Raw genomic sequence first — 23773 nt, forward strand, 5'->3', positions numbered from 1 at the left:
CGGTCTTGGACCCAGAAAAGGCGCCGGCCAGGCGGCGTTCGATCTCAGGCGTGGGCCTGGCGCTGTTGTTGAGCGTGAACGCCGATCATGTCGAGGTAGAGCGAAGCGTAGGGTTTGGCGCATTCGGACCAGAAGAAGGGGCCCTGCATGGCGCGGCGACGCATGGCGAACAGCAGGTCCTGCCGCTCGAACACTCCAAGAGCGCGGTCGATGGCGCCGAGGTAGTTTTCCAGCGAGAGCGGAGTGAACAGGAAGCCCGTGGTGCCGTCTTCGATGCTGTCGGCCAGGCCACCGGTGCGGGTGGCGATCGGCAGCGAGGCGAAGCGCTGGGCATACATCTGGCTCAGGCCGCAGGGTTCGAAGCGCGAGGGCATCAGCAGGAAGTCGCTACCCGCGTACATGCGCCGGGCTTCGGTTTCGCAGAAGCCGATGTGGGCGCTGACCCGGCCCGGATAACGCAGGGCCAGGGCCCGTACCTGCCGCTCGATGTGCTGCTCGCCACAGCCGATGATCATCAGCTGGCCACCACGGGCGACGATGTGATCGGCGGCCTGGATGGTCAGGTCGATGCCTTTCTGTTGCACCAGGCGCGAAACCACGGCGAACAGGGGGCCGTTGGACGGCTCCAGGCCGAATTCCTCGCGGATGCGCGCGGCGTTCACCGCCTTGCCTTCCCAGTCCGACTCGGTGAACTGCTGGCACAGGTGCGGATCGCTGCAGGCGCTCCAGCCGTCGTCGATGCCATTGAGCAGGCCGGTCAGCTTGCCTTCGTGTGCCTTGACCTGCAGCAGGCCTTCCAGGCCATAGCCGAATTCCGGCGTGGTGATTTCCTGGGCGTAGGTATGGCTGACGGTGGTGATGTGGTCGGCGTAGACCAGGCCCGCCTTGAGGAAGGACACCTTGCCCCAGAACTCCAGGCCTTCCATCTGGAACGCATGCTCGGGGATGTCCAGGTCGGCGAGCACCGAGGCCGGGAACAGCCCCTGGTAGGCCAGGTTGTGGATGGTGGTCAGGCAGGGCGTGGTCGAGCCTTTCCAGCGCAGGTAGCCAGCGGCGAGACCGGTCTGCCAGTCATTCAGGTGCAGCAGGTCGGGAACCCAGCGAATGGAGGCGTCGCCCAGGGCGAAGTCGGCGGCGGCACTGGACAGCCGGCCGAAGCGAATGTGGTTGTCCGCCCAGTCGACGTTGTCGAGATCGCCATAGGGATTGCCCTGGCGCTCGTAGAGTTCGGGGCAGATCAGGACGTAGACGACCAGGCCGTCTTCCAGATTCACGCGGCCGACGTCACAGGCGGGCATGGCGCCGCGGGCGGCGATGCGACCTACCATCTGCATGCGATCCTTGACCGCGGCGATGACCTGGCGATAGCCCGGGATCAGCACCCGTACGTCATGGGACGCGGCGAGGGCGCGGGGTAGGGCGCCGGAGACCTCGCCCAGGCCACCAGCCTTGACGAAATCGGAAATTTCCGGGGTGACGAAGAGAATGCGCTTACGACTTTCGACGACGGAACTCAGCGTCAGCTGAGGTTCTTCCGAACGTCTGCGAGGAGTGCTGGATCTGGTGGTGCGAGTGGCAGTTTCAACGGGCTCAAGAGCCCCAAATTTCCCCACGACGGCGTTTGCCATGGTGCGCTCCCAATGCAGCGAGTTCGAGACTGAGGTTTACCTGATTGCTTCTTTCCTGAAGCTCGATGCTTCCTGGTTCAAAAATGCCTACAGCCGAGCTGCTACAGCCTTTTTGCCGGTCACCTCTTCCGAGATGTCTGGAGTTGGGCGAGAACTGCTTCGCGAAATTCCAGATTGCTCTCGCACTGACTCACGGACGACGTCACAAGTTTCCCGCGCGAATGTTGCCGTCTTGTTTGCCTTTGCGAGATGCGTGCCCGAATGGCCAGGGTGTCGCCGATGGACTGCGGAGACATGCCGGGGATGAACCGCTTGATCATCACCCGATCGGCGAAAATGACTGACGATTCAAACTTCTGGTTGGCGGGCGACGGGCTCTTGCCTTTCGTCGGATTGTATGGTCGGTAGGCTGTCGCGACGGCCCAGCTCGGTTCGCAGCTTGGGCAGGCAGAGCGGGAATTCGCGATTGATGAAGGTAATCAGCCGCTCGCGGACGAAACAGCGCAGGTCCCAGTTCTTCGAAGAATCACCGGAACTCACCAGCACGCGGATCTGCATGGATTCGCTGGAGGCATCCGTCACCTGCAGCACACAGACCCGGCCATCCCACAAATGGGGCACTTCCGCGCAGGCGCGTTCCAATTCGGTGCGAATGGGCGCCAAGGGCAGGGAATAGTCAACCCAAACGAATACCGAGCCGATCAAGCTCGAGGAGGAGCGTGTCCAGTTCTGGAAGGGGGTCTCGATGAAGTACTGCAAGGGCACTACCAGGCGCCGATCGTCCCAGATGCGTACCACCACGTAGGTGCCGGTGATCTCCTCGACGCGACCCCATTCGCCCTCGACGATCACCACGTCATCGAGTCGAATCGGTTGGGTCACGGCGATCTGCAAGCCGGCGATGAGATTGCCCAGCACCGGCCGTGCCGCGATGCCGGCCACCAACCCGGCGACCCCGGCCGAAGCCAGCAGGCTGGCGCCCACCTGGCGCACGGCGGGAAAGGTCATCAGCATCAGGGCGATGCCGATCAGCAGCACGACGAAGCTCAGGCTGCGTACCAGGACGCGATTCTGCGTCTGGATGCGGCGGGCTCGGAGATTGTCGACCACGTCTACCGGATTGCGCAGGGCGATGGTAGCGCCCACCGCCTTCACGGCCCGCAGGCCTAGCCAAGTGAAGGCGGCGATGCTGAGCAGACCGGTGACGTGCTGTACGGCGCGCAACAACGGCAGGGCATCGGGTGCTGAATTCCAGACACCCTGCAGCACCACGAGGGGCACCGCGAAACGCGCCGGTTTTTCCGTGTACTTCACCAGATTACGGGCGAGCAGGAAGGGGTTGGCCAGGCGGCGAATGGCGGCGAAGGCCACGGTGAGGGCGATGGCACTAATCGCCAGGGCGACCACTGCGGCGATCAGGGTGGTGACCCAGGGGGCTTGCAGCCAGCCCGTCCAGTCGATGGCCGTCATGCGCTTTCCTCCAGCAGACGGCTTCCCAGGATCCGTAGAGCTGGCGCGTCGGAATCGCGGGAAGCCCTTCGAGATACCTGGTGTCCGACTGGCGGGAATTGACCCCGGTTCCCCTCCCAGACTACCCCGACCCGGGAAGCTGGATGGTAATACCACCCCTATAGTTTTGTTTCGAGTGTCTTCTCGTTGGTTTTTCTGCCGGCTGGCGCGGCGCAATGTCGCAGGGTGGGGCTAGGCTGGAAGGACGGATGGGCGGCGCGCAGGTAGCCTGTCCGGTGCCATAGGGCCCTTGCGCGCTACTGGGAAAAGCCGAACGCGGCGCGTTGCTGCGGACGAAGCGATGAGCCTTGAGACCCCCGCGCTGCGAGGAAACTGCCCGCGCGCCCTGGATGAGGGTAGAATTCGCGCCCCAACAAGACACGTCCTGTCGAACGGCGGACCTACGAAGATCGAGATGGATTTATGAAACCAGTGGTAGTGGTCGTCGAAGACGAGAACATGTTGCTCGGGCTGATGGAGGAGGTGCTCGAAGGCGAAGGCTTCGAGGTGCGGACCTTCGGTACCGCGGATCAAGCCTGGGAACACCTGTCGAGCGCGCGACCGACCCCCGATCTGCTGATCACTGACGTCCGCATGCCCGGCGCCATCGACGGTCTCGAGCTGGCGCGGCGCGTCAAACAGCAGTTGCCCGGTCTGCCCATCATCGTCTCTTCGGGCTACTTCGAAGAGCTGCAGCCCGAGCGCGCGCCGGACATCTACTACCTGCCCAAGCCTTGGCGCTTCGATGACCTGCTGGCTGGTTGCTTCCGCTTCCTGAATCAGCGCAAGGCCTGATGTCCCTCGCGGTCCAAGGCAGGACCGCTTGCTCCAGTGTCAGCCAGAAGTGGGGCGAGGCCCCGCGAGCGCGAGATCGCGGGGCTTAAGCTGATTCCATTTAGTTATTTATTTTCTGATCTTTAGATCGTTTAGCTTGGCCTCCAGCTCGCGTCGCTTCGACGCGTCATGCGCTCCGATGGGCGCTAGACAAGGAGGCCTGCAGTGAATTCCCTCATCAAATCCCTGGTACTCGCGGTCAGCGCCTTGGCGCTGGTCGGCCCGGCCCAGGCCGCTGATCTGGTGATCGGCTACCAGACCGGCGTCGACCCCTCCAAGGTGGCCCAGGCCGATGGCCGCTACGAGAAGGCGGTCGGTCAGCCGATCGACTGGCGGCGGTTCAACAACGGTCCGGAGGTCGTCGCCGCCCTGGCCTCCGGTGACGTACAGATCGGTAATCTCGGCTCCAGCCCCCTGGCTGCCGCCACCTCGCGCAAGCTGCCGCTGGTGACCTTCCTGGTCTCGACGCAGATCGATTCGGCCGAGGCGTTGGTGGTGCGCAATGGCAGCGGCATCGACAAGCCTGACCAACTGGTGGGCAAGACCATCGCCACCCCCTTCGTGTCCACGTCCCACTACAGCCTGCTGGGCGCCCTCAAGCACTGGGGCGTGGACCCCACCAAGGTCAAGATCGTCAACCTCAACCCCACCGAGATCGCCGCGGCGTGGCGCCGGGGCGACATCGATGGCGCCTTCGTCTGGTCGCCCGCCCTGGGCGAGATCAAGAAGAACGGCAAGGTGCTGACCGATGCCGCCCAGGTGGGCGCCTGGGGCGCGCCCACCTTCGAGGTATGGGTCGCCCGCAAGGACTTCGCCGAGCAGCATCCCGAGATCGTCAGCCAGTTCGCCAAGGTCACCCTCGAGGCCTTCGCCGACTACCAGGCTCACGGCAAGCAGTGGGGGCCGGCTTCGGAGCAGGCGAAGAAGATCGCCCGCCTCACCGGCGCCGACGCTGCCGACATTCCCGAGTTGCTGGCCGGCTCGCGCTACCCGGACGCCCAGGCTCAGCTCGGCCCCGAGCTGCTCGGCGGCGGTACGGCCAGGGCCATCGCCCGGACTGCGGAATTCCTCAAGGAACAGAAACGCATTCCCGCGGTGCTCGCCGACTATTCGCCCTACGTGAGCGCCGAGTACGTTCGCAGGGCGCAGTGATCCCCCCTCTTCACGCCACGACTCGCCCCTCTTCGGAGGGGCTTTTTTCCTTTCGACAGGAGCCGGTCATGAGTCGACTCAGCCTGGAACAGGCCAACCTCGCGTTCGTCCGCGCGGGCCGGACGCAGCCGATTCTGCAACATCTCGATCTTTCCATCGCCAAGGGCGCCGCCATGGTGGTGCTGGGTCCCTCCGGGTGCGGCAAGTCCAGCCTGCTCAACGTCCTCGCCGGCTTCCAGCCGCTGGATGGCGGACGGGTGCAGCTCGATGGACGCACCCTGGAAGGGCCGGGCGGAGAACGCGGGGTGGTGTTCCAGGACGATGCCCTGATGCCCTGGCTCAATGCCAGGGAGAATGTCGCCCTCGGCCTGCGTCTGCGCGGTCTGGCCCGGACCGAACGTGAGCGCAAGGCGCAGGAGATGCTGGAACTGGTGGGGCTGGGGCAGCACGGTGAACATGCCGTCGGCGAGCTGTCCGGCGGTCAGCGCCAGCGCCTCGGGCTGGCTCGTGCCCTGGCGGTGGACCCGGATTTCCTGCTGCTGGACGAGCCTTTCGGCGCCCTCGATGCCCTGACCCGAGAGCGCATGCAGGTCCTGCTGCTGCAGGTGTGGAAGCGCACCGGCAAGGGGCTGTTCCTGATCACCCACAGCGTCGACGAAGCCCTCTTCCTGGCCACCGATCTGCTGGTGCTGGATGGTCCGCCGGCACGGGTCGTCCGGCGCCTGGACGTGCCGTTCTCGCGGCGCTACCTGGCGGGCGAACCGGTCCGCGAGATCAAGGCCGATCCGCGCTTCGCCCTGTTGCGCCAGGAACTGCTCGACCTCTTCCTGCAGGAGACGCCCGACCATGTCCTCTGAAACCCTGACGACCCCAGCGCAGGGGCTGCGGGAAAAACGCCGCTTCCCGCTGGACCGCCGCCGCGTCGCTCCCCTCGGCACCCTGGCCGCCGTGGTGGCGCTCTGGTGGACCGCGACCCACCTCGGCTGGGTGGACACGCTGTTCCTGCCGTCCCCCGAGCAATTGGTCGTGGCCCTGCAGGGACTGCTCGCCGACGGCTACCTGGATGCGAGCCTCTGGCAGCACCTGGGCACCAGTCTGCTGCGGGTGCTCGCTGCGCTGCTCGCCGCCGTGCTCACCGCGGTACCCCTGGGTATCGCCATGGGGCTCAACCCGACGCTGAACGCCGCCCTGGACCCGCTCGTGGAGTTCTATCGACCGATTCCGCCGCTGGCCTATCTGCCGCTGATGGTGATCTGGTTCGGCATCGGCGAGCTGTCCAAGGTGCTGCTGATCTATCTCGCGCTGTTCGCACCGCTGCTGATAGCCACCGTAGGCGGGGTGCGCCGGGTCGATCGTGCCCGCATCCAGGCCGTGCGTTGCCTGGGCGCCTCGAAAGGGCAGGTGGTACGCCACGTCATCCTGCCCAGTGCCTTGCCGGACATCCTCACCGGTCTAAGGATCGCGCTCGGCGTGGGCTGGTCGACGCTGGTGGCCGCCGAGCTGATCGCCGCCAACCGTGGCCTCGGCTTCATGGTGCAGTCGGCCGCCCAGTTCATGGCCACCGACGTGGTGGTGGTAGGCATCCTATTGATCGCCAGCATCGCCCTGTCCATCGAACTCGGCTTGCGCGCCTTGCAGCGGCGCTACGCCGGCTGGAAGTGAGGAACAGCCAGATGACCATTACCTTCGAACGTCTCAGTCCGGCACTGGGCGCCCGTGTCCACGGTCTGGATCTGCGCGAGCCCCTGACCGCCGCGAGTCACGCGGCGCTGCACCAGGGGTTGTTGGAACATCAGGTGCTGTTCCTGCGCGACCAATTGCTCACACCGCGCCAGCAGCGGGACGCGGCCGCGCATTTCGGCGACCTGCACATCCATCCGATCTATCCCAAACACCCCGAGCAGCCGGAAATCCTGGTACTGGACACCGAACTCAACGACCTGCGCGACAATGCCCTCTGGCACACCGACGTCAGCTTCATCCAGACGCCGCCGCTGGGCTCGCTGCTCAGTGCCCGGCGGTTGCCGCCCTATGGCGGCGATACCCTCTGGGCCAGCAACTCGGCGGCCTACGCCGCGTTGTCCGCGCCTATCCGCGAGCTGCTCGATGGCCTGAGTGCCTGGCACGACCTGAGCAAATCCTTTCCGCTGGAACGTTTCGGCCAGACTCCGGACGCGCTGGAACGCTTCAATGCGGCGCGCGCGGCCAATCCGCCGGTACGCCATCCGGTGGTACGGGTACATCCGGAAACCGGGGTGAAAGGGTTGTTCGTCAGCGAGGGCTTCACCACCCGCATCGTCGAGCTGGGGGAGAGCGAGAGCGATGCCCTGTTGCGGCTGCTGTTCGCCCATGCCGCGCGGCCGGAATTCCAGGTGCGCTGGCAGTGGCAGGTGGGGGATCTGGCCTTCTGGGACAATCGCATCACCCAGCACTACGCCTGTGACGACTATCGCCCCCGGCGACGCGTGATGCACCGGGCGACCATCCTCGGTGATCGGCCGCGAGGACCGCGAGAGGCGATCTGAAAGAAAGGACTGCCGGCACCCGGGTCGCTGACCTCGGCGCGGCTAAGGCGAGGGGTCAGTTGCCCAGGACGTCGACCAGGCCGAGAACGAAGAACAGCACGATGCAGACCACGGCGACCACCACGGGGATGAAGCGCGGATCCTTGATCGCCTTCCACACGACCTGACGATTGCTGCGGGACTTGTCCATGACGCCACTCCTGTGCGAAAGCCTGGAAGCTTACTGCATCGGCGCTCTTGGCGAGTAGCGCCTTGGTCGGCTCTGAAGGGTGCTTCGGCGGTTGGGGCGACCGCCGCTACACCTCGGCGGCTCAGGCCACCCCGATCTTCCATTGGGGCGGCGGTGCGGTCCCGTTGACCGCGAAATCGCCGACGATCCGGTCCTTGTAGATGCGCGGATTGTGCGAGGCGAGGGTGCGGGCATTGCGCCAGAAGCGATCCAGCCCCTGGGGCCTCAGGGTCGCCGAGGCACCCAGGGCATCGAACAGCCGTCCGGAGGCGTCGATGATGAGATCAGTGACCACGTTCAGCGCCTGGCAGACCTCCAGCTCCGCCAGGGCTACCGCCTGATCCTCGGCGGCCTGGTCATCCGCGTGGCGCAGGTCATGCACCCGCTGCAGCGCCTCGGCGGTCTTGAGGGTGATCACCCCGGCGCAGTAGGCAGCACTGCGCACCTTGCCCACCACCTCGAGGACTTGCGGGTCCTGGCTGACCCGGTCGGCGTTGCCGATAGTGAAGGTGCGGGTGCGGGCAGCCACCGCCGCGGCGACCTCGTCACTCATCGCACGGCCCATGCCGGCGAGGTTGGCCAGGTGGAAGACCTGGAAGAAGCCCGGTGAGTAACGGAAGCGTTCACTTACCGCCACCACGTCCTCCGGCGCTACCCGCACGTTGGTGAAGGTCGCGGTACCGCTGGCGGTGAGGGTCTGGCCAAAGCCATTCCAGTCGTCCACCACCTCCACGCCAGGGGCGTCGCGCCGCACCGTGGCCATGACGCGGTCGCCGGCGTCGTCGGTGGCGCCCACGTCGATCCAGTCGGCATACAGTGAGCCGGTGGTGTAGAACTTGGTGCCCGAGAGCAGCAGCTGGTCGCCGTCGCGCCGCAGGCGGGTACTGAATTCGGCGCGGCGGGCATCGCCCACCTCGCTGGAGGCGGGGCCGAGGGTTTCGCCGGCAGCGATGCGGGCGAACCAGCGCGTGCGGCGGGCGTCGTCGTCGCTGTTCAGCAGGCCTTCGACGAAGCCCATGTGGCCACGCAGCGCCTGGACCAGGTTGGAATCCGCTTCACCCAGTTCGATGAGCAGGGCGAACAGCTCCGGCAGGGTGACGCCCGCGCCGCCGTGCTCGACGGGCAGGCGCAGCGCGGTGAAGCCTGAGGTCTTGAGCCAGTCCAGTTCCTCGACGGGCAGGCGACGCTGCACCTCGCGCTCGATGGCGCCGGCGCGGATGCGCTGGAACAGGGGACGAAAACGTGTCGAGAGTTCGGCATGGCGAGGGGAGGGGCCGGCGCCCCAGCCGGAGGAAATGACGGTCATGCTCGGCAAGGTCCTTCTGGTGGTGGCAGGGAAAGACGCGATCAGCGAAGTAGCGGTAAAAACGCACGGCGAAACGTCAGCTGGGCATCGCACGGTGAAGAGGGGAGTCGTCGCGATGGGGGGCAGGCGACGACCCTGGCGTCGATGCCGCCTTTGTCCGGTCGGCCGAGTGAAACGCGACAGGATGTCAGCTGGCGTGAATCGTCATCTCAGTCTAGAAGTTTGGCGGGTGATGTCGCCAAGCCTGAATCGAACTAAGGAGATGCCTTTGGCTAGGTGTCGTTCCGCTGTACGCGGAGCAACACGTGCTCGCCATTACTCGGGCCTGTACGAAAATGCCTGCACTCCGTGATGCTTCGTTGAAAACAGGTCGGAATGCTTATTTACCCTCGCACACTCTGCTGCCTCGCTGATTGTCGCCTTGCCTGACCTTCGCTCGGCGACTTTTCGTACAGAACCTTAGGCGTTTATTGCTGTTCATCTATTCGTGTACCGCGGGTTAATGGCTTGTATCGCGGCGGCGTTCGACAACCTTTCAACTACTGTCCATTGCCGAACAGCCTATGTTCGCGAGGCGATCTCGGGTTTTCCCCAGGCATGAGGTAATGCCGCAAGGTTATTGGGCGAAAGTCCTTCGCTTATTTACTGTCACCTCCTCTTCGTTGTTATCGGGGGCAGGAGTGACGGTCTATCTGGATACGCGGCAACGCCGCCTGGTGAAGTTGTTGCGAGGAACCTTCACGGCGCGCAGCGAATGGCCGACCTGGGTACTGTTGTTCAGCGTCTATGGCGGCTGGCTGACGTTGGTCAGTGCCTGGTCCTGGGCCGGCTACTGGGTGCTGCCGCCGCTGGTCCTCGTCCTGGTGTTGCACCAGTCCTTGCAGCATGAACTCATCCACGGACATCCCACCCGTTGGCAGCGGCTCAATGCGTTGTTGGCCTATCCGCCGCTCGGCCTGTGGTTCCCCTATCCGCTCTATCGCGATAGCCACCTGCAGCACCACCAGCGTGAGCATCTCACCGATCCCCAGCGTGATCCGGAAAGCCGCTATCTCGATGGCGAGCTCTGGGAGCGCCGGGGGCCGCTGGGGCGCGGACTGCTGTGGCTGGACAAGACGCTCGCTGGTCGACTGCTGGTGGGGCCGATCTTGTCGCTGCATGGGACGCTTTGCCAAGAGGTTCGTCGCTGGCGCCGCGGTGAGCCGGCCGTGCTGCGGGTCTGGCTCCTGCACCTGGCGCTGACGGCGCTCCTATTGTTGGCTGTCCAGCACCTGGCCGGAATGCCGGCGGCGGTCTATGTGCTGGGCGTCGCCTGGCCAGCCCTGGCGCTGACCCTGGTCCGTTCCTTCTACGAGCATCGCCCCGCCCAGGATCCGGCGCAGCGCTGCGTGCTCAACGAAAGCCGCGGGCCCCTGCGGCTGCTGTTCCTCAACAACAGCCTGCATCTGGTGCATCACGATCTGCCAGGCCTGCCCTGGTACCAGATTCCCCGTGTCTATCACGCCAGGCGGAAGGCCTATCAGGCCCGCAGCGGTCATTTCGTCTTCACTGGTTACCGCGACCTGGGCCGCCGTTTCGCCTGGCGCCCGGTGGATGCCCCCCTGCATCCCGCGGCGCCCATCATGCCGCGACCGGTAGCGGATCAGCAGCGGCCCTGCGCCTACAGCCTACCCTGGTAATACCACCCCTAAAAGAATCGTTGGAACTACACGACCCTGACGGCGCGTCCGGTAATCAAAAGCGGGGCGGAATCGGACGTCTGCTAGAGTGCGGCCTTCGCGGATTCGGAGGGCTGGACGTGCGGGAAAAGACCTATGAGGTGATCGTCCTGGGACTGGGCGCCATGGGCGCCGCCACCCTCCATCAACTGGCCAGGCGGGGCGTGAAGGTGGCGGGAATCGATCGCTATTCGCCGCCCCACGACCTGGGTTCCAGCCATGGCGCGACCCGTATCACTCGTCAGGCGGTGGGCGAGGGCACTGCCTATGTGCCCTTGGCGCTGCGTTCGCACGAGCTATGGCGGGAGTTGGAGGCGGAGCGCGGCGTGAAGCTGTTCGAGCAATGCGGGGTGCTGATCATGACGGCTAGCGCCACGACGACGAGCCACCATGGCCGGCCGGATTTCACCCGGGCCACCCTGGAGCTGGCGCAGCGCTATGGCATTCCACACGAAGCCTGGGACGGTCCTGGCATTCGCCGACGCTTTCCCCAGTTCCAGGTGGAAGATGATGCCCTGGGCTACTTCGAGCCCGGCGGCGGCTACCTCTACCCGGAGGCCTGCATCCAGGCGCAGCTGAATGGCGCCCGGGAGCGCGGTGCTCAGGTGTTCACCGGCACCACCATCGAGCAGGTGGTCCAGGACGGGCAGGGCGTGCTCCTGCGTTCGGCCCAGGACACCTGGCGGGCCGAACGGGTCATCGCCGCCGCCGGCATGTGGAGCGCCGAACTGCTTGGCGCGCCCTTCACGGATCTGCTGCGCGTCTGCCGGCAGACCCTGCACTGGTTCGAACTGGCCGAGCCCGCGCGATTTCCGGCCGATTCGCCCTGCTTCATCCTGGCGCATGGCAGTGGCGACAGCGATCTGTTCTACGGTTTCCCGCCGCTCCCCGGCGAGCACTCGGTGAAGGTCGCCACCGAACAGTACTTTAATAATACCACCCCTATAAAGATTGACCGGTCACTTCATCCGGACGAATCGAGCAGGCTGTTCAGTAATCAAGTGGAGCGGTGGGTGGGCGGCCTGTCGCCGCGGGCGGTGCGCAGTGCGGTCTGCGCCTATACCGTCACGCCCGACTTCGGCTTCATCGTCGACGAACATCCCACGCTGCCGGGCGTCACCGTGGTCAGTGCCTGTTCCGGGCACGGGTTCAAGCATTCCGCTGCCCTGGGAGAGGCCCTGGCGCAGCGAGTGGTGGAGGGACGCAGCGCTATCGATCTGAGTGCCTTCGCCCTGAAGCGGTTCGACTAGCGGTTGCGTACCGTCAGGGTGACCAGGCGAGTGACCACCAGGGCGATGTACATCACGCCGGAGAATTGCCCGAGCATCACCAGCGAGCGGGCCATGGGACGGATCGGATAGATATCGCTCAGACCAACGCCGGAGAGGATGGCGAAGCTCACGTAGAGCAGTTCCGTCCAGGTGCGCGGGGCGGTGGCATCGTTGGCCGCGGTGAAGCTGCCAGGTTGCAGCATCTGGCAAGCGGAAAAGGTGTGGGCGAAGGCCCAGGCCAGCAGGGTGAAGGTCGCGCCCACGGCGAAGAGTTCGTCGGTGGTGGCGCGCTGATCTTCCATCATATAGGCGATCAGGCTGCCGGCCGTATAGAAATAGAAGACGGCATCCAGGATCGCCAGGGTAACCACGAACTGGTGCTCGCCCCGCCATTCGATCAGCACCGTGAGGACCAGGATGCAGCCCGCCAGGATGAAGCCCAGCCACTGGATGGTCGGGCTGCGTCTTACCATGCGCAGGGCGGTGGCCAGGACGATGATGCCGAAGGCGCCGACCAGGGCACGCCCATGCTCCTGATGTTCCACCAGGGGGTAGAGCAGCAGCCCGAGCAACTGGATGAACAGCAGGTTGGCGGACGGGTAGCGGACCAGGTAGTGCAGCGGGGTCTTCATCGGGGCTCGGGCAGCGGTTCAGGGGGGGGCAAGCGTAGCGGTTGCCGATCGGCTGCGCCATGACGAGCGAACGCCATTGGGATGGCGTGCGCTCGTGGTGGTCCAGCCTCAGGCGCTCCGGCGACGGGTAGCGGGCAGCAGGATGGTCAGCACGCCCAGCAGTGGCATGTAGGAGCACAGCTGGTAGACGTATTCGATGCCGCGATGATCCGCCAGCGCCCCCAGGCCGGCCGCAGCGATGGCGCTGAAACCGAACATCAGGCCGAAGAAGACCCCGGCGATCATGCCGACGTTACCCGGGACCAGTTCCTGGGCATAGACCACGATGGCGGAGAAGGCCGAGGCCAGCACGAAGCCGATGATGACGCTGAGCACGCTGGTCCAGAACAGGTCCACGTAGGGCAGGGCCAGGGTGAAGGGCGCCGCGCCGAGGATCGAGAACCAGATGACCGCCTTGCGCCCGATCCGGTCGCCAATGGGGCCGCCGAGGAAGGTGCCGGCCGCCACCGCGCCGAGGAAGAGGAACAGGTGCAACTGGGAGCTGGCCACCGACAGGCCGAAGCGCTCGATCAGGTAGAAGGTGAAGTAGCTGGTGATGCTGGCCATGTAGATGTACTTGGAGAACACCAGCAGGGCCAGTACGATCAGGGCGAAGGTCACCCGACCGCGCGACAGGCCATGATCCACCGGCCGCCTGGCGTCCCTTCGCGCTGCGCAGGTGGTTGCGGTACCAGCGCGACAGGCCGTATTGCACGCCGATGGCGAAGACCGCGAACAGGCTGAACCAGGCGACGTGGGTCTGGCCGTAGGGAATGACGATGACGGCGGCCAGCAGCGGGCCAATGGCGGTACCGGCGTTGCCGCCTACCTGGAAGGTCGACTGGGCCAGGCCGAAGCGACCGCCCGAGGCCAGCCGCGCGACTCGCGAGGTCTCCGGATGGAAGGTGGAAGAGCCGACGCCGATCAGCGCCGAAGCGGCGAGGATCGCCGGAAAGCTGCCGACGAAGGCCAGTAGCAACACGCCGATCAGGGTGCAGACCATGCCCGCCGGCAACAGGTAGGGCTTGGGATGACGATCGGTGTGGAAGCCGATCCAGGGTTGCAGCAGCGAGGCGGTGATCTGGAAGGCCAGGGTGATCAGACCTATCTGGGTAAACGTCAGACCATAGCTGTCCTTGAGCATCGGATAGATCGAGGGCAGCACCGATTGGATGAGGTCGTTGACCAGATGGGCGAGGGCGCAGGAGGCGAGAATCCCCATGACCAGCGGTGAGGCCGTCGTGGCGCTGGCGACAGCGCTTTCGCCGGCTGTGATCGGGGAGGCAGAGGAAACGGCCATGCAGGTATTACCCTTATTATTTATGTCCAGCCCCTCACTGTGGCATCCTGTTAAATCGGAATCCAGCGCTAGTTACCGGATGTTTCCAGGGGCTGATCACGGCAGTGCGAGTCCTGTGGCTCGATGCGGTGTTCGATGGCTCCGATCCATCCTGTTTCTGCCTCTCGCAACGGCCTAACCATGACTGTCAAAGATCCACTGCTGCTCGACCAACAACTGTGCTTTTCCCTCTATTCGGCTTCGCTCGCCATGACGCAGCTCTACAAGCCGTTATTGGAAAGCATGGGCCTGACCTTCCCGCAATACCTGATCATGCTGGTGCTCTGGGAGCATGACGGCCTCACGCTCAAGGAACTGTCCAGCCGCTTGCGTCAGGATTCGGGGGCCCTGACGCCGGTGGTCAAGCGTCTCGAAGGGGCGGGGCTGGTCACTCGGCGGCGCAGTGCGGAAGACGAGCGCAACCTGTCCATCGAACTCACGGCGAACGGGCGTGCCCTGCGCGACCAGGCCAACGGCGTCAACAGCCGGGTGCGGGAAGTCTGCGCCCTGGGTGATGCCGGCCTCGACGACCTGCGCGAGACCCTGGTGCGACTACGCAGTCGTCTCGATCAGGAAGGCGACACGAATTCCTGAACCAACCTCGGGCTGGGGGTTCCCATGGCTACAGCCGCTCGGGGATTCGTATGACCTTTACCTACCAGCCTGACCGCGACTACCTACTCGTCGACCTCGCCAGCGGCCGCACCGCAGGGAAGCTGCTGCGGGGCGAACTGCACATCGCCGCGGGCTGCGACAGCGAAGATCCGCGCACCTACGCGCAGCTGCTCGGCGGAACGCTCCGTAGTACCCTGGGCGACGAGGTCGGTCAGCGCGAAGGTGACATCCTCACGCTGAGACGCACCGGCATCAAGCTGCGGCTGGTCCCCGTGGAAGTCGCCTGCGATTGAGCGGCGGCGCGACGCCTGGGTGAGGCGTCACCTGTCCATCTAGATCGCTCCGGAAGGTCGGAAGGCATCATCCAGAGACGAGGTCGGATGTCTATCATGGACACTGGCCTTTTGTAATCAAGCCGACATCTGGCTTCCCTAGTCTTCGCGCATTATCGTCTTCTGGTAGTGGCGACCATGCTCCGTCTTTTCGCTCCCCTGCGTCGTTTGTCCCGCCGCTCCTGGCTGAGATCGCTCAGGACCGGCCCGCGGATGCTGTGCTCCTTCACCTTCGCCGCCGTGCTGCTGGCTGCTCTTGGCAGCTTCTCGCTGTGGGAAATGCAGCAGTTGCGGCGCCAGGCGCTGATCATGGAGGAAGACTGCCTGCCGAGCATCGCCATCGCCGATGCGCTGGCGGTCAACCTCGGGAAATTGCGTAACCAGGCATCGGTGGTGTTGCTCAACGCCGAGGACCTGGGCGCAGTGGCCATGAGCAAGATCACCCTGGAGCAATTGGTGAACGAGACCGACCAGCTGTTCCGTGACTATGACGCGGTGATCACCGATACCACCGAAGGCGATTCGGTCAAGGCGCTGCACGAGGCCTACCAGCCCTTCGTGGCCGGTCTGCGCCAGGAGGTGCAATTGATCGAGCAGCAGCAGATACCCGCGGCGCGGATGCAGCTGGATACCGTGGTGGGCCTCAAGGGTGACCTGATGGACATGCAGGTCCAACTGTTGCGCGAACTGAACAAGCAAAGCGCGGCCCAGGCCAAGGAGCGCGCCGAGAGCCAGTTCGTCAAGGCCCGTACCATCGTCTGGTCGGCCATTGGCAGTGCCATCGTGCTGCTGTTGCTACTGGCCTGGCGCCTGACCCGTAGTGTGGTGCAGCCCCTGCGCCAGGCCGTGGAGATCTCCACCGGCATTGCGGCGGGCGATCTGCGGCAGCACATCGAGCCCCAGGGGCGGGATGAAGCGGCCATGCTGCTGCTGGCCCTGGAGCGCATGCAGGGCAACCTGCGCGAGGTGCTGGCGCGGACGGGCGATGCCTCCGAACAGCTGGCCTCGGCATCGACGCAGATGTGCGCGGTGATGGAGGAAAGCTGTGTCAGCCTGGAGCGGCAGACCGCCGAGATCCAGCAGGCGGCGGTGGCGGTCAACCAGCTGAACCAAGCGGTGCAGGCCGTCTGTGAACACGCCATGTCCACCTCCGAGGAGTCCCGGCGTTGCGTCGACCAGGCCCATGAAGGCAAGGCACAGGTGCAGGAGACGCTGACCGCCATCACCGAGCTGGTGGGCAACGTGGACGAGGCCGCTGCCCAGGCCAAGCATCTGGCGGAGCAGTCCAAGGGTATCAGCAAGATGCTCGACGTGATTCGCGAAGTGGCCGAGCAGACCAACCTGCTGGCGCTCAATGCCGCCATCGAGGCGGCGCGCGCCGGTGAGGCCGGACGTGGCTTCGCGGTCGTGGCGGACGAAGTCCGCGGCCTGGCGCGGCGAACCGGTGAATCGACTCGCGAGATCGAAGGCCTGATCGGCGGCGTGCAGCAGGTCAGCCAGAAGACGGCGGTGGCGCTCGACCAGAGCCGCGTCCAGGCCGGTCAGACCCGTACCAAGGCCGAGGCCACCTGGCAGGTGCTCGAAGGTATCACCCAGGCCGTGGCCGCCATCGAGCGGCGCAACGATGCGATTTCCGCGGCTACCCAGCAGCAAACGGCCACCACCGAAGAGGTCGACCGTAACCTGACGCTGATTCGTGATGCCGCTACCCAGACCTCCGCCGGTGCCCAGCAGACCAGTGTCAGCAGCCATCAACTCTCGACGCTGGCCGCCGACCTGCACGGCACCTTGCAGCGTTTCGTGGTCTAGCGCCTCACGCCAGCGCCTCAGGCGGCCAGCATCACCCGGTCGCGCCCCTGCTGCTTGCCCAGGTAGAGCGCCTGGTCAGCGCGCTCCAGGGCGCTGGCGAAGGCTTCGCAGTCACGGATTTCGCAGACCGCCAGGGTCGCCGTGACCCGTTCCGGGCCGCGCTCAAGGGGCTGGGTCACCTCGACCAGGCGTTGCCGGATGCGCTCCGCGACGGTCCAGGCCACGCTGGTCGTGGCACTGGGCAGCAGCACGAGGAATTCCTCACCGCCCCAGCGGGCGGCGAGATCCGACTGCCGGACCTCGCGACGAATGACGTCGGCGATCCGCTGCAGTACCAGATCACCACAGTCGTGGCCGAAGCGGTCGTTGATGTGCTTGAAGTGGTCGACATCGAACAGGATCAGGCTGCCGGTGATGCCCTGGCCGTTGGCTGCCCGATCGAGAATGCGCCGGCGATTGTAGAGATTGGTCAGGCTGTCGTGGCTCGCGGAATGCAGCAGGTCCAGCTGCATCTTGGTGCTGTAATGGAAGGAGGCGCCTGTGCCATAGAGCAGCAGCAGGAGGGCGCTGATGATATTGCCGGTGCCGAACAGTTGCATGGCCGTGGGAGGCAGCCCCGCTTGCGGGTGCAGCAGGTAGCCGCCGGCGAGCGTGACCAGGATACCCATCACCAGCAGCAGGTGCCGCTTGGGTGCCGTGCGGTAGTTGTAGATGACGATCGGCAGGATGCACAGGACGTAGTAGTGGAAGTTGCTGTCCCACCCCAGCTGCCAGGTGGCGAGCCAGGCATGGGCGACGATCTCGCTGCTCATGAGCAGGCTCGCGGAGCGATAGCGGCGGCGGCGCAGGGCGGTCAGGCAGCCGACGTACATGGCAACGCTGAGCACGTTGGCGCAGACCATCAGGGGCTTGTCGAGCAGGGCGAAGACGACCAGCAGCGTCAAGTGGATCGCCATGGCCGCCTGGACCACGGGCCTGGCGACGCACCAGAATTGCTCCAGGGAATCCTGCAGGGCCTGGTTGCGGTCGCGAGACGAAAGGGTGGGCATGAGAGGGACCCGTCAAGAAACATTGCGCTAATAGTAACGGTACTAAATAGTAAGCTTAATGGCATAAGGCTATCGAAGGTAGGTCGCTAGCCGAACGGAGGCCTTTGGGCGCCCAACGGAGTCGTTGGGCGTGACCTGGTGGTCATTTCCGGTAAGTCATCGAGACCTATGTTCCCGGGCCGTTCGCCCTGGTCAGGATAAGGTGTCCGTTGCCCGCGCCAGGCTCAGCCGCCAAGGCGCTGGCTGATACCCCGGGCGGTGTCCCGCAACCGCGAGGCGGCGATGCCCTCCAGATCCGCGGTGAAGCCCGGGGCGGCGCCGACCACGGTGAGCACGCCGGCCAGCCGTCCGCCGACACCGAACAGTGGGGCCGACAAGGCATTCACGCCCGCCATGAGCAGCCCCTGTACCGGCTGGATGCCGGTCTCGCGCAGGCGGGCGGCTTGCGCCTGGAGCTCTTCGGCGGTCGGCGCCGCCGGCAAGCGCAGGGCCTCCTGGCGCAGCGCCCGGGTTTCGGCATCCGGCAGGAAGGTGTTGAACACCAGTCCGGTGGACGATCCGAGCAGCGGCAGCACCGAGCCGACCTGGGTGACCAGGGTGACGGCGCGGACGGCCTGCTCGACCAGCACCACCGTCGGCCCCTGATTGGCCCAGACCGCCAGGAAGCAGGTCTCGCCAACCTCGTCGCGCAACGCCGTCAGCAGCGGCGCGGCGATCTTCACCACGTCCAGGCGGCCCAGGGCGGCCAGGCCCACGAACAGCGCGGCCTGGCCGAGTCCGTAGTGGTTGGTGCGCGGGTCCTGCTCGGCGAAGCCGCTGGCGATCAGTGCCTGCAGGTAGCGGTGCACCTTGCTGGCGGGCATGTCCAGATGATTGGCGAGTCGGGAGAGGGAGGTGGAAGGCGCCAGTTCGGCCAGGGCCTTGAGGATGTCGGTGCCGACCTCGGCTGCCTGGACTTTCTGCCGCCGCGGAGAGGCCTCTTCGGGAATGTTCGTCATCTACTGGACCGCACGGGGAAAGGCGGAGTTATAGCTTGACGCCTCCCTCTTATTCAATTTACTTTTTGCGTAAACCTATTACGCAAAATGGATAGGCCATGGACGCACAACAACAAGAAGGCGCTCCCCTGGATTATCAGTCGGGCTTCGGCAACCACTTCAGCTCCGAGGCGCTGGCCGGTGCCCTGCCGGTCGGCCAGAACTCGCCCCAGCGCGCGCCCTACGGGCTTTACGCCGAGCAGCTTTCCGGCACCGCCTTCACCGTGCCGCGCGGTGAGGCGCGCCGAACCTGGTTGTATCGCCTGCGCCCTTCAGCGGCCCATGGTCGCTTCGAGCGTTCGATCGCCCAACTGACCGGTCGCGAGCTGGGCGCGCCGACGCCCAATCGCCTGCGCTGGAATCCCTTGCCGCTACCCGAGCCGTCCACCGACTTTCTCGCCGGTTTGGAACTCGTGGCGGCGAATGCCGTGGGGGAGCAGGTGGAAGGTACGAGTCTCTATCGCTACGCCGCGAATACCACCATGCAGCGCGTCTTCTACGACGCCGACGGCGAGCTGCTGGTGGTGCCGGAGCAGGGGCGCCTGGCGCTCGTCACCGAGCTGGGCGTGCTGCACCTCGAACCGCTGGAGATCGCGGTGATTCCGCGCGGGATGAAATTTCGGGTGGAGTTGCCCGACGGTGGACCGGTGCGGGGCTACCTCTGCGAGAACCATGGCCGTGCGCTACGCTTGCCGGAGCTGGGGCCCATCGGCAGCAACGGCCTGGCCAATCCGCGGGACTTCGAGGCGCCCGTGGCGCGCTTCGAAGACGTGATGACGCCCACCTGCCTGGTGCAGAAATTCCTCGGCGAACTCTGGGAAACCGAGCTGGATCACTCGCCGCTGGACGTGGTGGCCTGGCATGGCAACAACGTGCCGTACAAGTATGACCTGCGCCGCTTCAATACCCTGGGGACAGTCAGCTTCGATCACCCGGACCCCTCGATCTTCACGGTGCTGACCGCGCCGGGCGGCACCGAGGGTATGGCCAACCTCGACTTCGTGATCTTTCCGCCACGCTGGATGGTGGCCGAGAACACCTTCCGCCCGCCCTGGTTCCACCGCAACCTGATGAACGAATTCATGGGCCTGATCCAGGGCACCTACGACGCCAAGGCCGGGGGGTTCGCCCCAGGCGGCGTCTCCCTGCACAGCTGCATGAGCGCCCACGGCCCCGACCAACTGACCACCAGCAATGCCGTCGCCGCGGAGCTGCGGCCCCACAAGATCGAGAACACCATGGCTTTCATGTTCGAGACCGGCCGGGTGCTGCGACCCAGTCGGCACGCCTTGGCTTCACCGCAGTTGCAGGCCGATTACGACGCCTGCTGGGCGGGTCTGGCCAAGACCTTCGTGCAGCCCGGTGAAGGAGGGCGGTCATGAGCGCGGAACCGCATAGCTGGGTCGTGTCGGCCAATGACCACCCAGATTTCTCCCTGCACAACCTGCCGCTGGGTATCTTCAGTCGTGGCGAAGAGCGGCCGCGTGGGGGAATCGCCGTGGGCGATCTCATCCTCGACCTGGGCTTCGCCGTCGAAGCCGGCCTGTTCCAGGGCCAGGCGCAGCGGGCTGCCGAATTGGCGAGTCAGGAGACGTTGAACGCCTTCTTCGCGGCCGGCAAGGCGGCTCGGGTCGCCCTGCGCCAGGCCGTGCAGCGGCTGCTGAGGGCCGACCATCCGCAACGCGAGGACCTGCAGGCGTTGGGCGAGCACCTGCTGGTCTCCCAGTCAGACTGCCGGATGCATCTGCCGGCACGGGTCGGCGACTACACCGACTTCTACGTCGGCATCCACCACGCCACCCAGATCGGCAAGCTGTTCCGGCCGGACAATCCGCTGCTGCCCAACTACAAGCACCTGCCCATCGCTTATCACGGGCGGGCTTCCACCCTGGGGGTTTCCGGCGAGGCCTTCAGGCGGCCCAAGGGCCAGATCTTGCTGCCGGGGCAGGACGTACCGAGCTTCGGACCCTGTCGCCGGCTGGATTACGAACTGGAGCTGGGGATCTGGATCGGGCCGGGCAATGCCCAGGGCGAGCCCGTCGCCATCGGCGCCGCCGCGGCGCACATCGCCGGCTTCTGCCTGCTCAACGACTGGTCGGCACGGGATATCCAGGCCTGGGAATACCAGCCCCTGGGGCCCTTCCTGTCCAAGAGCTTCGCCAGCACCCTGTCGCCCTGGGTGGTCACGCCGGAAGCCCTGGAGCCCTATCGCGTCGCCCAGCCGCCGCGGCCCGCCGGTGATCCGCAACCCTTGCCCTACCTGTTCGACGAACAGGACCAGGCCAGCGGCGCGCTGGAGCTGGAGCTGGAGGTGCTGCTGCTCACGCCGGCGATGACCGACCAGGGCCTGCCGCCCCAGCGCCTGGCCTTGAGCAACACCCTGAATATGTACTGGACGGTGGCGCAGATGGTGGCGCATCACACGGTCAATGGCTGCGCTCTGAATCCCGGCGACCTGTTCGGCTCGGGTACCCTGTCCGGACCCGACGCAGACAGCTGCGGCAGCCTGCTGGAACTCACCCAGGGCAGCAAGCAGCCCTTGCAATTGCCCAGCGGCGAGACGCGCACCTTCCTCGAGGACGGCGATGACGTCATCTTCAGGGCCCGCGGTCACCGGCCCGGCCTGCCGGGCATCGGCTTCGGTGAATGCCGCGGGCGGGTGTTGGCGGCGGACTAGGCGCGCGCGCCTGGCTTCAGGAAGGTCGCTCGGGTGCCGCCGTTGACTTTCCTCTCGCCCTAGGCGCAGATTCCATAAAACGTAATCAAATTACGCATAACAACAATAGCGAAGGCAATCGCGGGGCAGCCCTGATGGACCTTTACACCTACTACCGCTCGACGTCGGCCTACCGCGTGCGCCTCGCCCTGGCCCTGAAGGGGCTGGACTACCAGGCCGTGCCGGTCAACCTGGCGCGCGACGCGGCTGAGCAGCGCCAGCCGGCCTATCGGGCGCTCAATACCCAGGGTCGCCTGCCGTGCCTGCGGACCGACGACGGCGCCGTACTGATCCAGTCGCCGGCCATCATCGAATACCTGGAAGAGCGCTATCCGGCAGTGCCGCTGCTGCCGGCCGACCCGCTGCTGCGGGCCCGTCACCGCGGTATCGCGGCGTTGATCGCCTGCGATGTCCAGCCGCTGCACAACGTCGCCGTGCTGGACCGCCTGCGCGGGCTGGGCCTGGAAGAGCCGGCCATCCTGCAGTGGATCGCCCACTGGATCGAGGAGGGCCTGACGGCTGTCGAGGCGCAGCTTGGCAAGGAGGGCTTCTGTCTCGGCGCCGTGGGGCTGGCGGACGTCTATCTGCTACCCCAGGTCTATGCCGCGCGGCGCTTCGACGTGGACCTGTCGCGCTACCCCCGCATCCTCCGCGTGGAGGCCTTGGCCTGCGCGCATCCTGCCTTCCAGCAGGCCCACCCCGCGGTCCAGCCGGACGCGCCAGCGCAGGTGGCCTCGTGAAGCTCCTGGGCTGCCAACTCATCCTCGGCGACTTTCTTGCCCGTAGCGTGCGCGGCATCTCCTGTGCGCCGCCCTTGACCTGTGTCTAGGCCTCCCACCCAGTCCAGTCGCCAGTCAAGGAGCCAATCATGGCCGATCTGTTTGAAAACCCCATGGGCCTCATGGGTTTCGAGTTCATCGAGTTCGCCTCGCCCACGCCCGACGTCATCGAACCCGTGCTGGAAAGCCTGGGTTTCCGTCATGTCGCCAATCACAGGTCCAAGGACGTGGTGCTGTTCCGCCAGGGCGACATCAACGCCATCGTCAACCGTGAGACAAGCGGCCATGCGGCCTATTTCGCCGCCGAGCATGGCCCCTCGGTCTGCGGCCTGGCCTTCCGTTGCCGGGATTCCCATCACGCCTACGCCAAGGCCCTGGAGCTGGGCGCCCAGGCGGTGGACATGCCCACCGGACCGATGGAGTTGCGCCTGCCGGCCATCAAGGGCATCGGCGGCGCGCCGCTGTACCTCATCGATCGCTACGAAGAAGGCAGCTCCATCTACGACATCGATTTCGTCTTCCTGGACGGGGTGGAGCGCAAGCCCTTCGGCGCCGGGCTGAAGGTGATCGATCACCTGACCCACAACGTCTATCGCGGGCGCATGGCCTACTGGGCCGACTTCTACGAGCGCCTGTTCAACTTCCGCGAGCTGCGTTACTTCGACATCAAGGGCGAGTACACCGGCCTTACCTCCAAGGCCATGACCGCACCGGATGGCCTGGTGCGCATCCCGCTGAACGAGGAATCCTCCAGGGGCGCCGGGCAGATCGAGGAGTTCCTCATGCAGTTCAACGGCGAGGGCATCCAGCATGTGGCCTTCCTCACCGATGACCTGGTGGCCACCTGGGATCGGCTCAAGGCCTTTGGCACCCGCTTCATGACCGCGCCGCCGGAGACCTACTACGAGATGCTCGAAGGGCGCCTGCCCGACCATGGCGAGCCGGTGGCGGAGTTGAAAGCCCGCGGCATCCTGCTCGACGGCACCTCCGAAGGTGGCGAGCGCCGTCTGCTGTTGCAGATATTCTCCCAGACCCTGCTGGGGCCGGTGTTCTTCGAATTCATCCAGCGCAAGGGCGATACCGGTTTCGGCGAGGGCAACTTCAAGGCGCTGTTCGAGTCCATCGAGCGCGACCAGGTCCGCCGCGGGGTGCTGAGCGCCTCGGACTAGCCAGGCTGCTCGTCCCATCGGCTTGCCCGGCGCTGGGGCCCCCTCTAAGGTGACGGCGCGCCATACCGGCGTACCTTGACCTCGG

21 protein-coding genes and 2 pseudogenes are annotated in these 23773 nt (G+C 65.6%); 15 read left to right on the forward strand and 8 right to left on the reverse strand.

Annotated features, from left to right (window positions below):
* Positions 1-44: 44 nt before the first annotated feature.
* Complete coding sequence (gene glgA, locus AR540_RS11770) at positions 45-1628, reverse strand: glycogen synthase GlgA (RefSeq protein WP_236712051.1); 1584 nt, start codon at positions 1626-1628, stop codon at positions 45-47.
* Positions 1629-1976: 348 nt separating this feature from the next.
* Complete coding sequence (locus AR540_RS11775; protein WP_059229108.1) at positions 1977-3098, reverse strand: mechanosensitive ion channel family protein; 1122 nt, start codon at positions 3096-3098, stop codon at positions 1977-1979.
* A gap of 462 nt (positions 3099-3560) precedes the next feature.
* Between AR540_RS11775 and AR540_RS11780 the strand changes: the two genes are divergently transcribed.
* The 5 genes from AR540_RS11780 to tauD all read left to right on the forward strand — a co-directional run bounded on the left by AR540_RS11780 (position 3561) and on the right by tauD (position 7648).
* Complete coding sequence (locus AR540_RS11780; protein ID WP_059229110.1) at positions 3561-3932, forward strand: response regulator; 372 nt, start codon at positions 3561-3563, stop codon at positions 3930-3932.
* Positions 3933-4136: 204 nt separating this feature from the next.
* Positions 4137-5123 carry a taurine ABC transporter substrate-binding protein gene (gene tauA, locus AR540_RS11785; RefSeq protein ID WP_059229112.1) on the forward strand — a complete coding sequence of 329 codons (987 nt, stop codon included), beginning with the start codon at positions 4137-4139 and terminating at the stop codon, positions 5121-5123.
* A gap of 68 nt (positions 5124-5191) precedes the next feature.
* Complete coding sequence (locus AR540_RS11790; protein ID WP_059229114.1) at positions 5192-5980, forward strand: taurine ABC transporter ATP-binding protein; 789 nt, start codon at positions 5192-5194, stop codon at positions 5978-5980.
* Positions 5970-6785: a taurine ABC transporter permease TauC gene (gene tauC / locus AR540_RS11795; RefSeq protein WP_059229117.1), complete on the forward strand. Its 816-nt coding sequence runs from the start codon at positions 5970-5972 to the stop codon at positions 6783-6785. The genes AR540_RS11790 and tauC overlap by 11 nt, the downstream gene beginning before the upstream one ends.
* Positions 6786-6796: 11 nt before the next feature.
* Positions 6797-7648 (forward strand): taurine dioxygenase, encoded by an 852-nt coding sequence (gene tauD / locus AR540_RS11800; protein WP_059229119.1) that lies wholly within the window; start codon positions 6797-6799, stop codon positions 7646-7648.
* Between the two features lie 55 nt (positions 7649-7703).
* On the opposite strand, the gene AR540_RS26220 is transcribed toward tauD, so the two are convergent.
* Together AR540_RS26220 and AR540_RS11805 are read right to left on the reverse strand one after the other, a co-directional pair.
* On the reverse strand, positions 7704-7838 hold the full coding sequence (locus tag AR540_RS26220; RefSeq protein ID WP_269085531.1) for a hypothetical protein: 135 nt from the start codon (positions 7836-7838) through the stop codon (positions 7704-7706).
* A gap of 121 nt (positions 7839-7959) precedes the next feature.
* Complete coding sequence (locus AR540_RS11805; protein WP_059229121.1) at positions 7960-9183, reverse strand: acyl-CoA dehydrogenase family protein; 1224 nt, start codon at positions 9181-9183, stop codon at positions 7960-7962.
* 680 nt (positions 9184-9863) lie between these two features.
* On the opposite strand from AR540_RS11805, the gene AR540_RS11810 reads away from it, so the two are divergent.
* Positions 9864-10862, forward strand: a complete 999-nt coding sequence (locus tag AR540_RS11810; RefSeq protein WP_065242531.1) for a fatty acid desaturase — start codon at positions 9864-9866, stop codon at positions 10860-10862.
* Positions 10863-11026: 164 nt separating this feature from the next.
* On the forward strand, positions 11027-12151 hold the full coding sequence (solA, locus tag AR540_RS11815; RefSeq protein WP_059229740.1) for an N-methyl-L-tryptophan oxidase: 1125 nt from the start codon (positions 11027-11029) through the stop codon (positions 12149-12151).
* Here solA and AR540_RS11820 read toward each other — a convergent pair.
* Together AR540_RS11820 and AR540_RS11825 are read right to left on the reverse strand one after the other, a co-directional pair.
* On the reverse strand, positions 12148-12804 hold the full coding sequence (locus AR540_RS11820) for an ion channel (protein ID WP_059229123.1): 657 nt from the start codon (positions 12802-12804) through the stop codon (positions 12148-12150). The two genes, solA and AR540_RS11820, sit on opposite strands and share 4 nt — an antisense overlap.
* Positions 12805-12912: 108 nt before the next feature.
* Positions 12913-14143 (reverse strand): annotated as a pseudogene (locus tag AR540_RS11825) (MFS transporter).
* A 180-nt stretch (positions 14144-14323) separates the two neighbouring features.
* Between AR540_RS11825 and AR540_RS11830 the strand changes: the two are divergent.
* The 4 genes and pseudogenes from AR540_RS11830 (at position 14324) to AR540_RS26545 (ending at position 16938) form a co-directional block, all read left to right on the forward strand.
* On the forward strand, positions 14324-14776 hold the full coding sequence (locus AR540_RS11830; protein ID WP_059229127.1) for a MarR family winged helix-turn-helix transcriptional regulator: 453 nt from the start codon (positions 14324-14326) through the stop codon (positions 14774-14776).
* 50 nt (positions 14777-14826) lie between these two features.
* A complete protein-coding gene (locus AR540_RS11835; protein ID WP_059229129.1) occupies positions 14827-15090 on the forward strand; it encodes a hypothetical protein in 264 nt (87 codons plus the stop codon).
* A 177-nt stretch (positions 15091-15267) separates the two neighbouring features.
* Positions 15268-16083: pseudogene (locus AR540_RS26540) on the forward strand (MCP four helix bundle domain-containing protein); the annotation flags it as partial.
* A gap of 78 nt (positions 16084-16161) precedes the next feature.
* Positions 16162-16938: a methyl-accepting chemotaxis protein gene (locus AR540_RS26545; RefSeq protein ID WP_442963788.1), complete on the forward strand. Its 777-nt coding sequence runs from the start codon at positions 16162-16164 to the stop codon at positions 16936-16938.
* 17 nt (positions 16939-16955) lie between these two features.
* Here AR540_RS26545 and AR540_RS11845 read toward each other — a convergent pair whose 3' ends face one another.
* Positions 16956-17987 (reverse strand): GGDEF domain-containing protein, encoded by a 1032-nt coding sequence (locus AR540_RS11845; protein ID WP_059229135.1) that lies wholly within the window; start codon positions 17985-17987, stop codon positions 16956-16958.
* A 224-nt stretch (positions 17988-18211) separates the two neighbouring features.
* Entirely contained in the window at positions 18212-18985 is a 774-nt protein-coding gene (locus AR540_RS11850; RefSeq protein WP_059229137.1) for an IclR family transcriptional regulator, read from the reverse strand.
* 98 nt (positions 18986-19083) lie between these two features.
* On the opposite strand from AR540_RS11850, the gene hmgA reads away from it, so the two are divergent.
* The 4 genes from hmgA to hppD all read left to right on the forward strand — a co-directional run bounded on the left by hmgA (position 19084) and on the right by hppD (position 23688).
* Entirely contained in the window at positions 19084-20406 is a 1323-nt protein-coding gene (gene hmgA, locus AR540_RS11855; protein WP_059229139.1) for a homogentisate 1,2-dioxygenase, read from the forward strand.
* On the forward strand, positions 20403-21701 hold the full coding sequence (gene fahA / locus AR540_RS11860) for a fumarylacetoacetase (RefSeq protein WP_059229141.1): 1299 nt from the start codon (positions 20403-20405) through the stop codon (positions 21699-21701). The genes hmgA and fahA overlap by 4 nt, the downstream gene beginning before the upstream one ends.
* A 134-nt stretch (positions 21702-21835) precedes the next feature.
* Positions 21836-22480 carry a maleylacetoacetate isomerase gene (maiA, locus tag AR540_RS11865; protein WP_059229142.1) on the forward strand — a complete coding sequence of 215 codons (645 nt, stop codon included), beginning with the start codon at positions 21836-21838 and terminating at the stop codon, positions 22478-22480.
* Positions 22481-22608: 128 nt separating this feature from the next.
* Entirely contained in the window at positions 22609-23688 is a 1080-nt protein-coding gene (gene hppD, locus AR540_RS11870; RefSeq protein ID WP_059229144.1) for a 4-hydroxyphenylpyruvate dioxygenase, read from the forward strand.
* Positions 23689-23773 lie beyond the last annotated feature (85 nt).

The organism is Pseudomonas sp. EpS/L25, from assembly GCF_001512295.1.
Lineage (GTDB): Bacteria > Pseudomonadota > Gammaproteobacteria > Pseudomonadales > Pseudomonadaceae > Chryseomonas.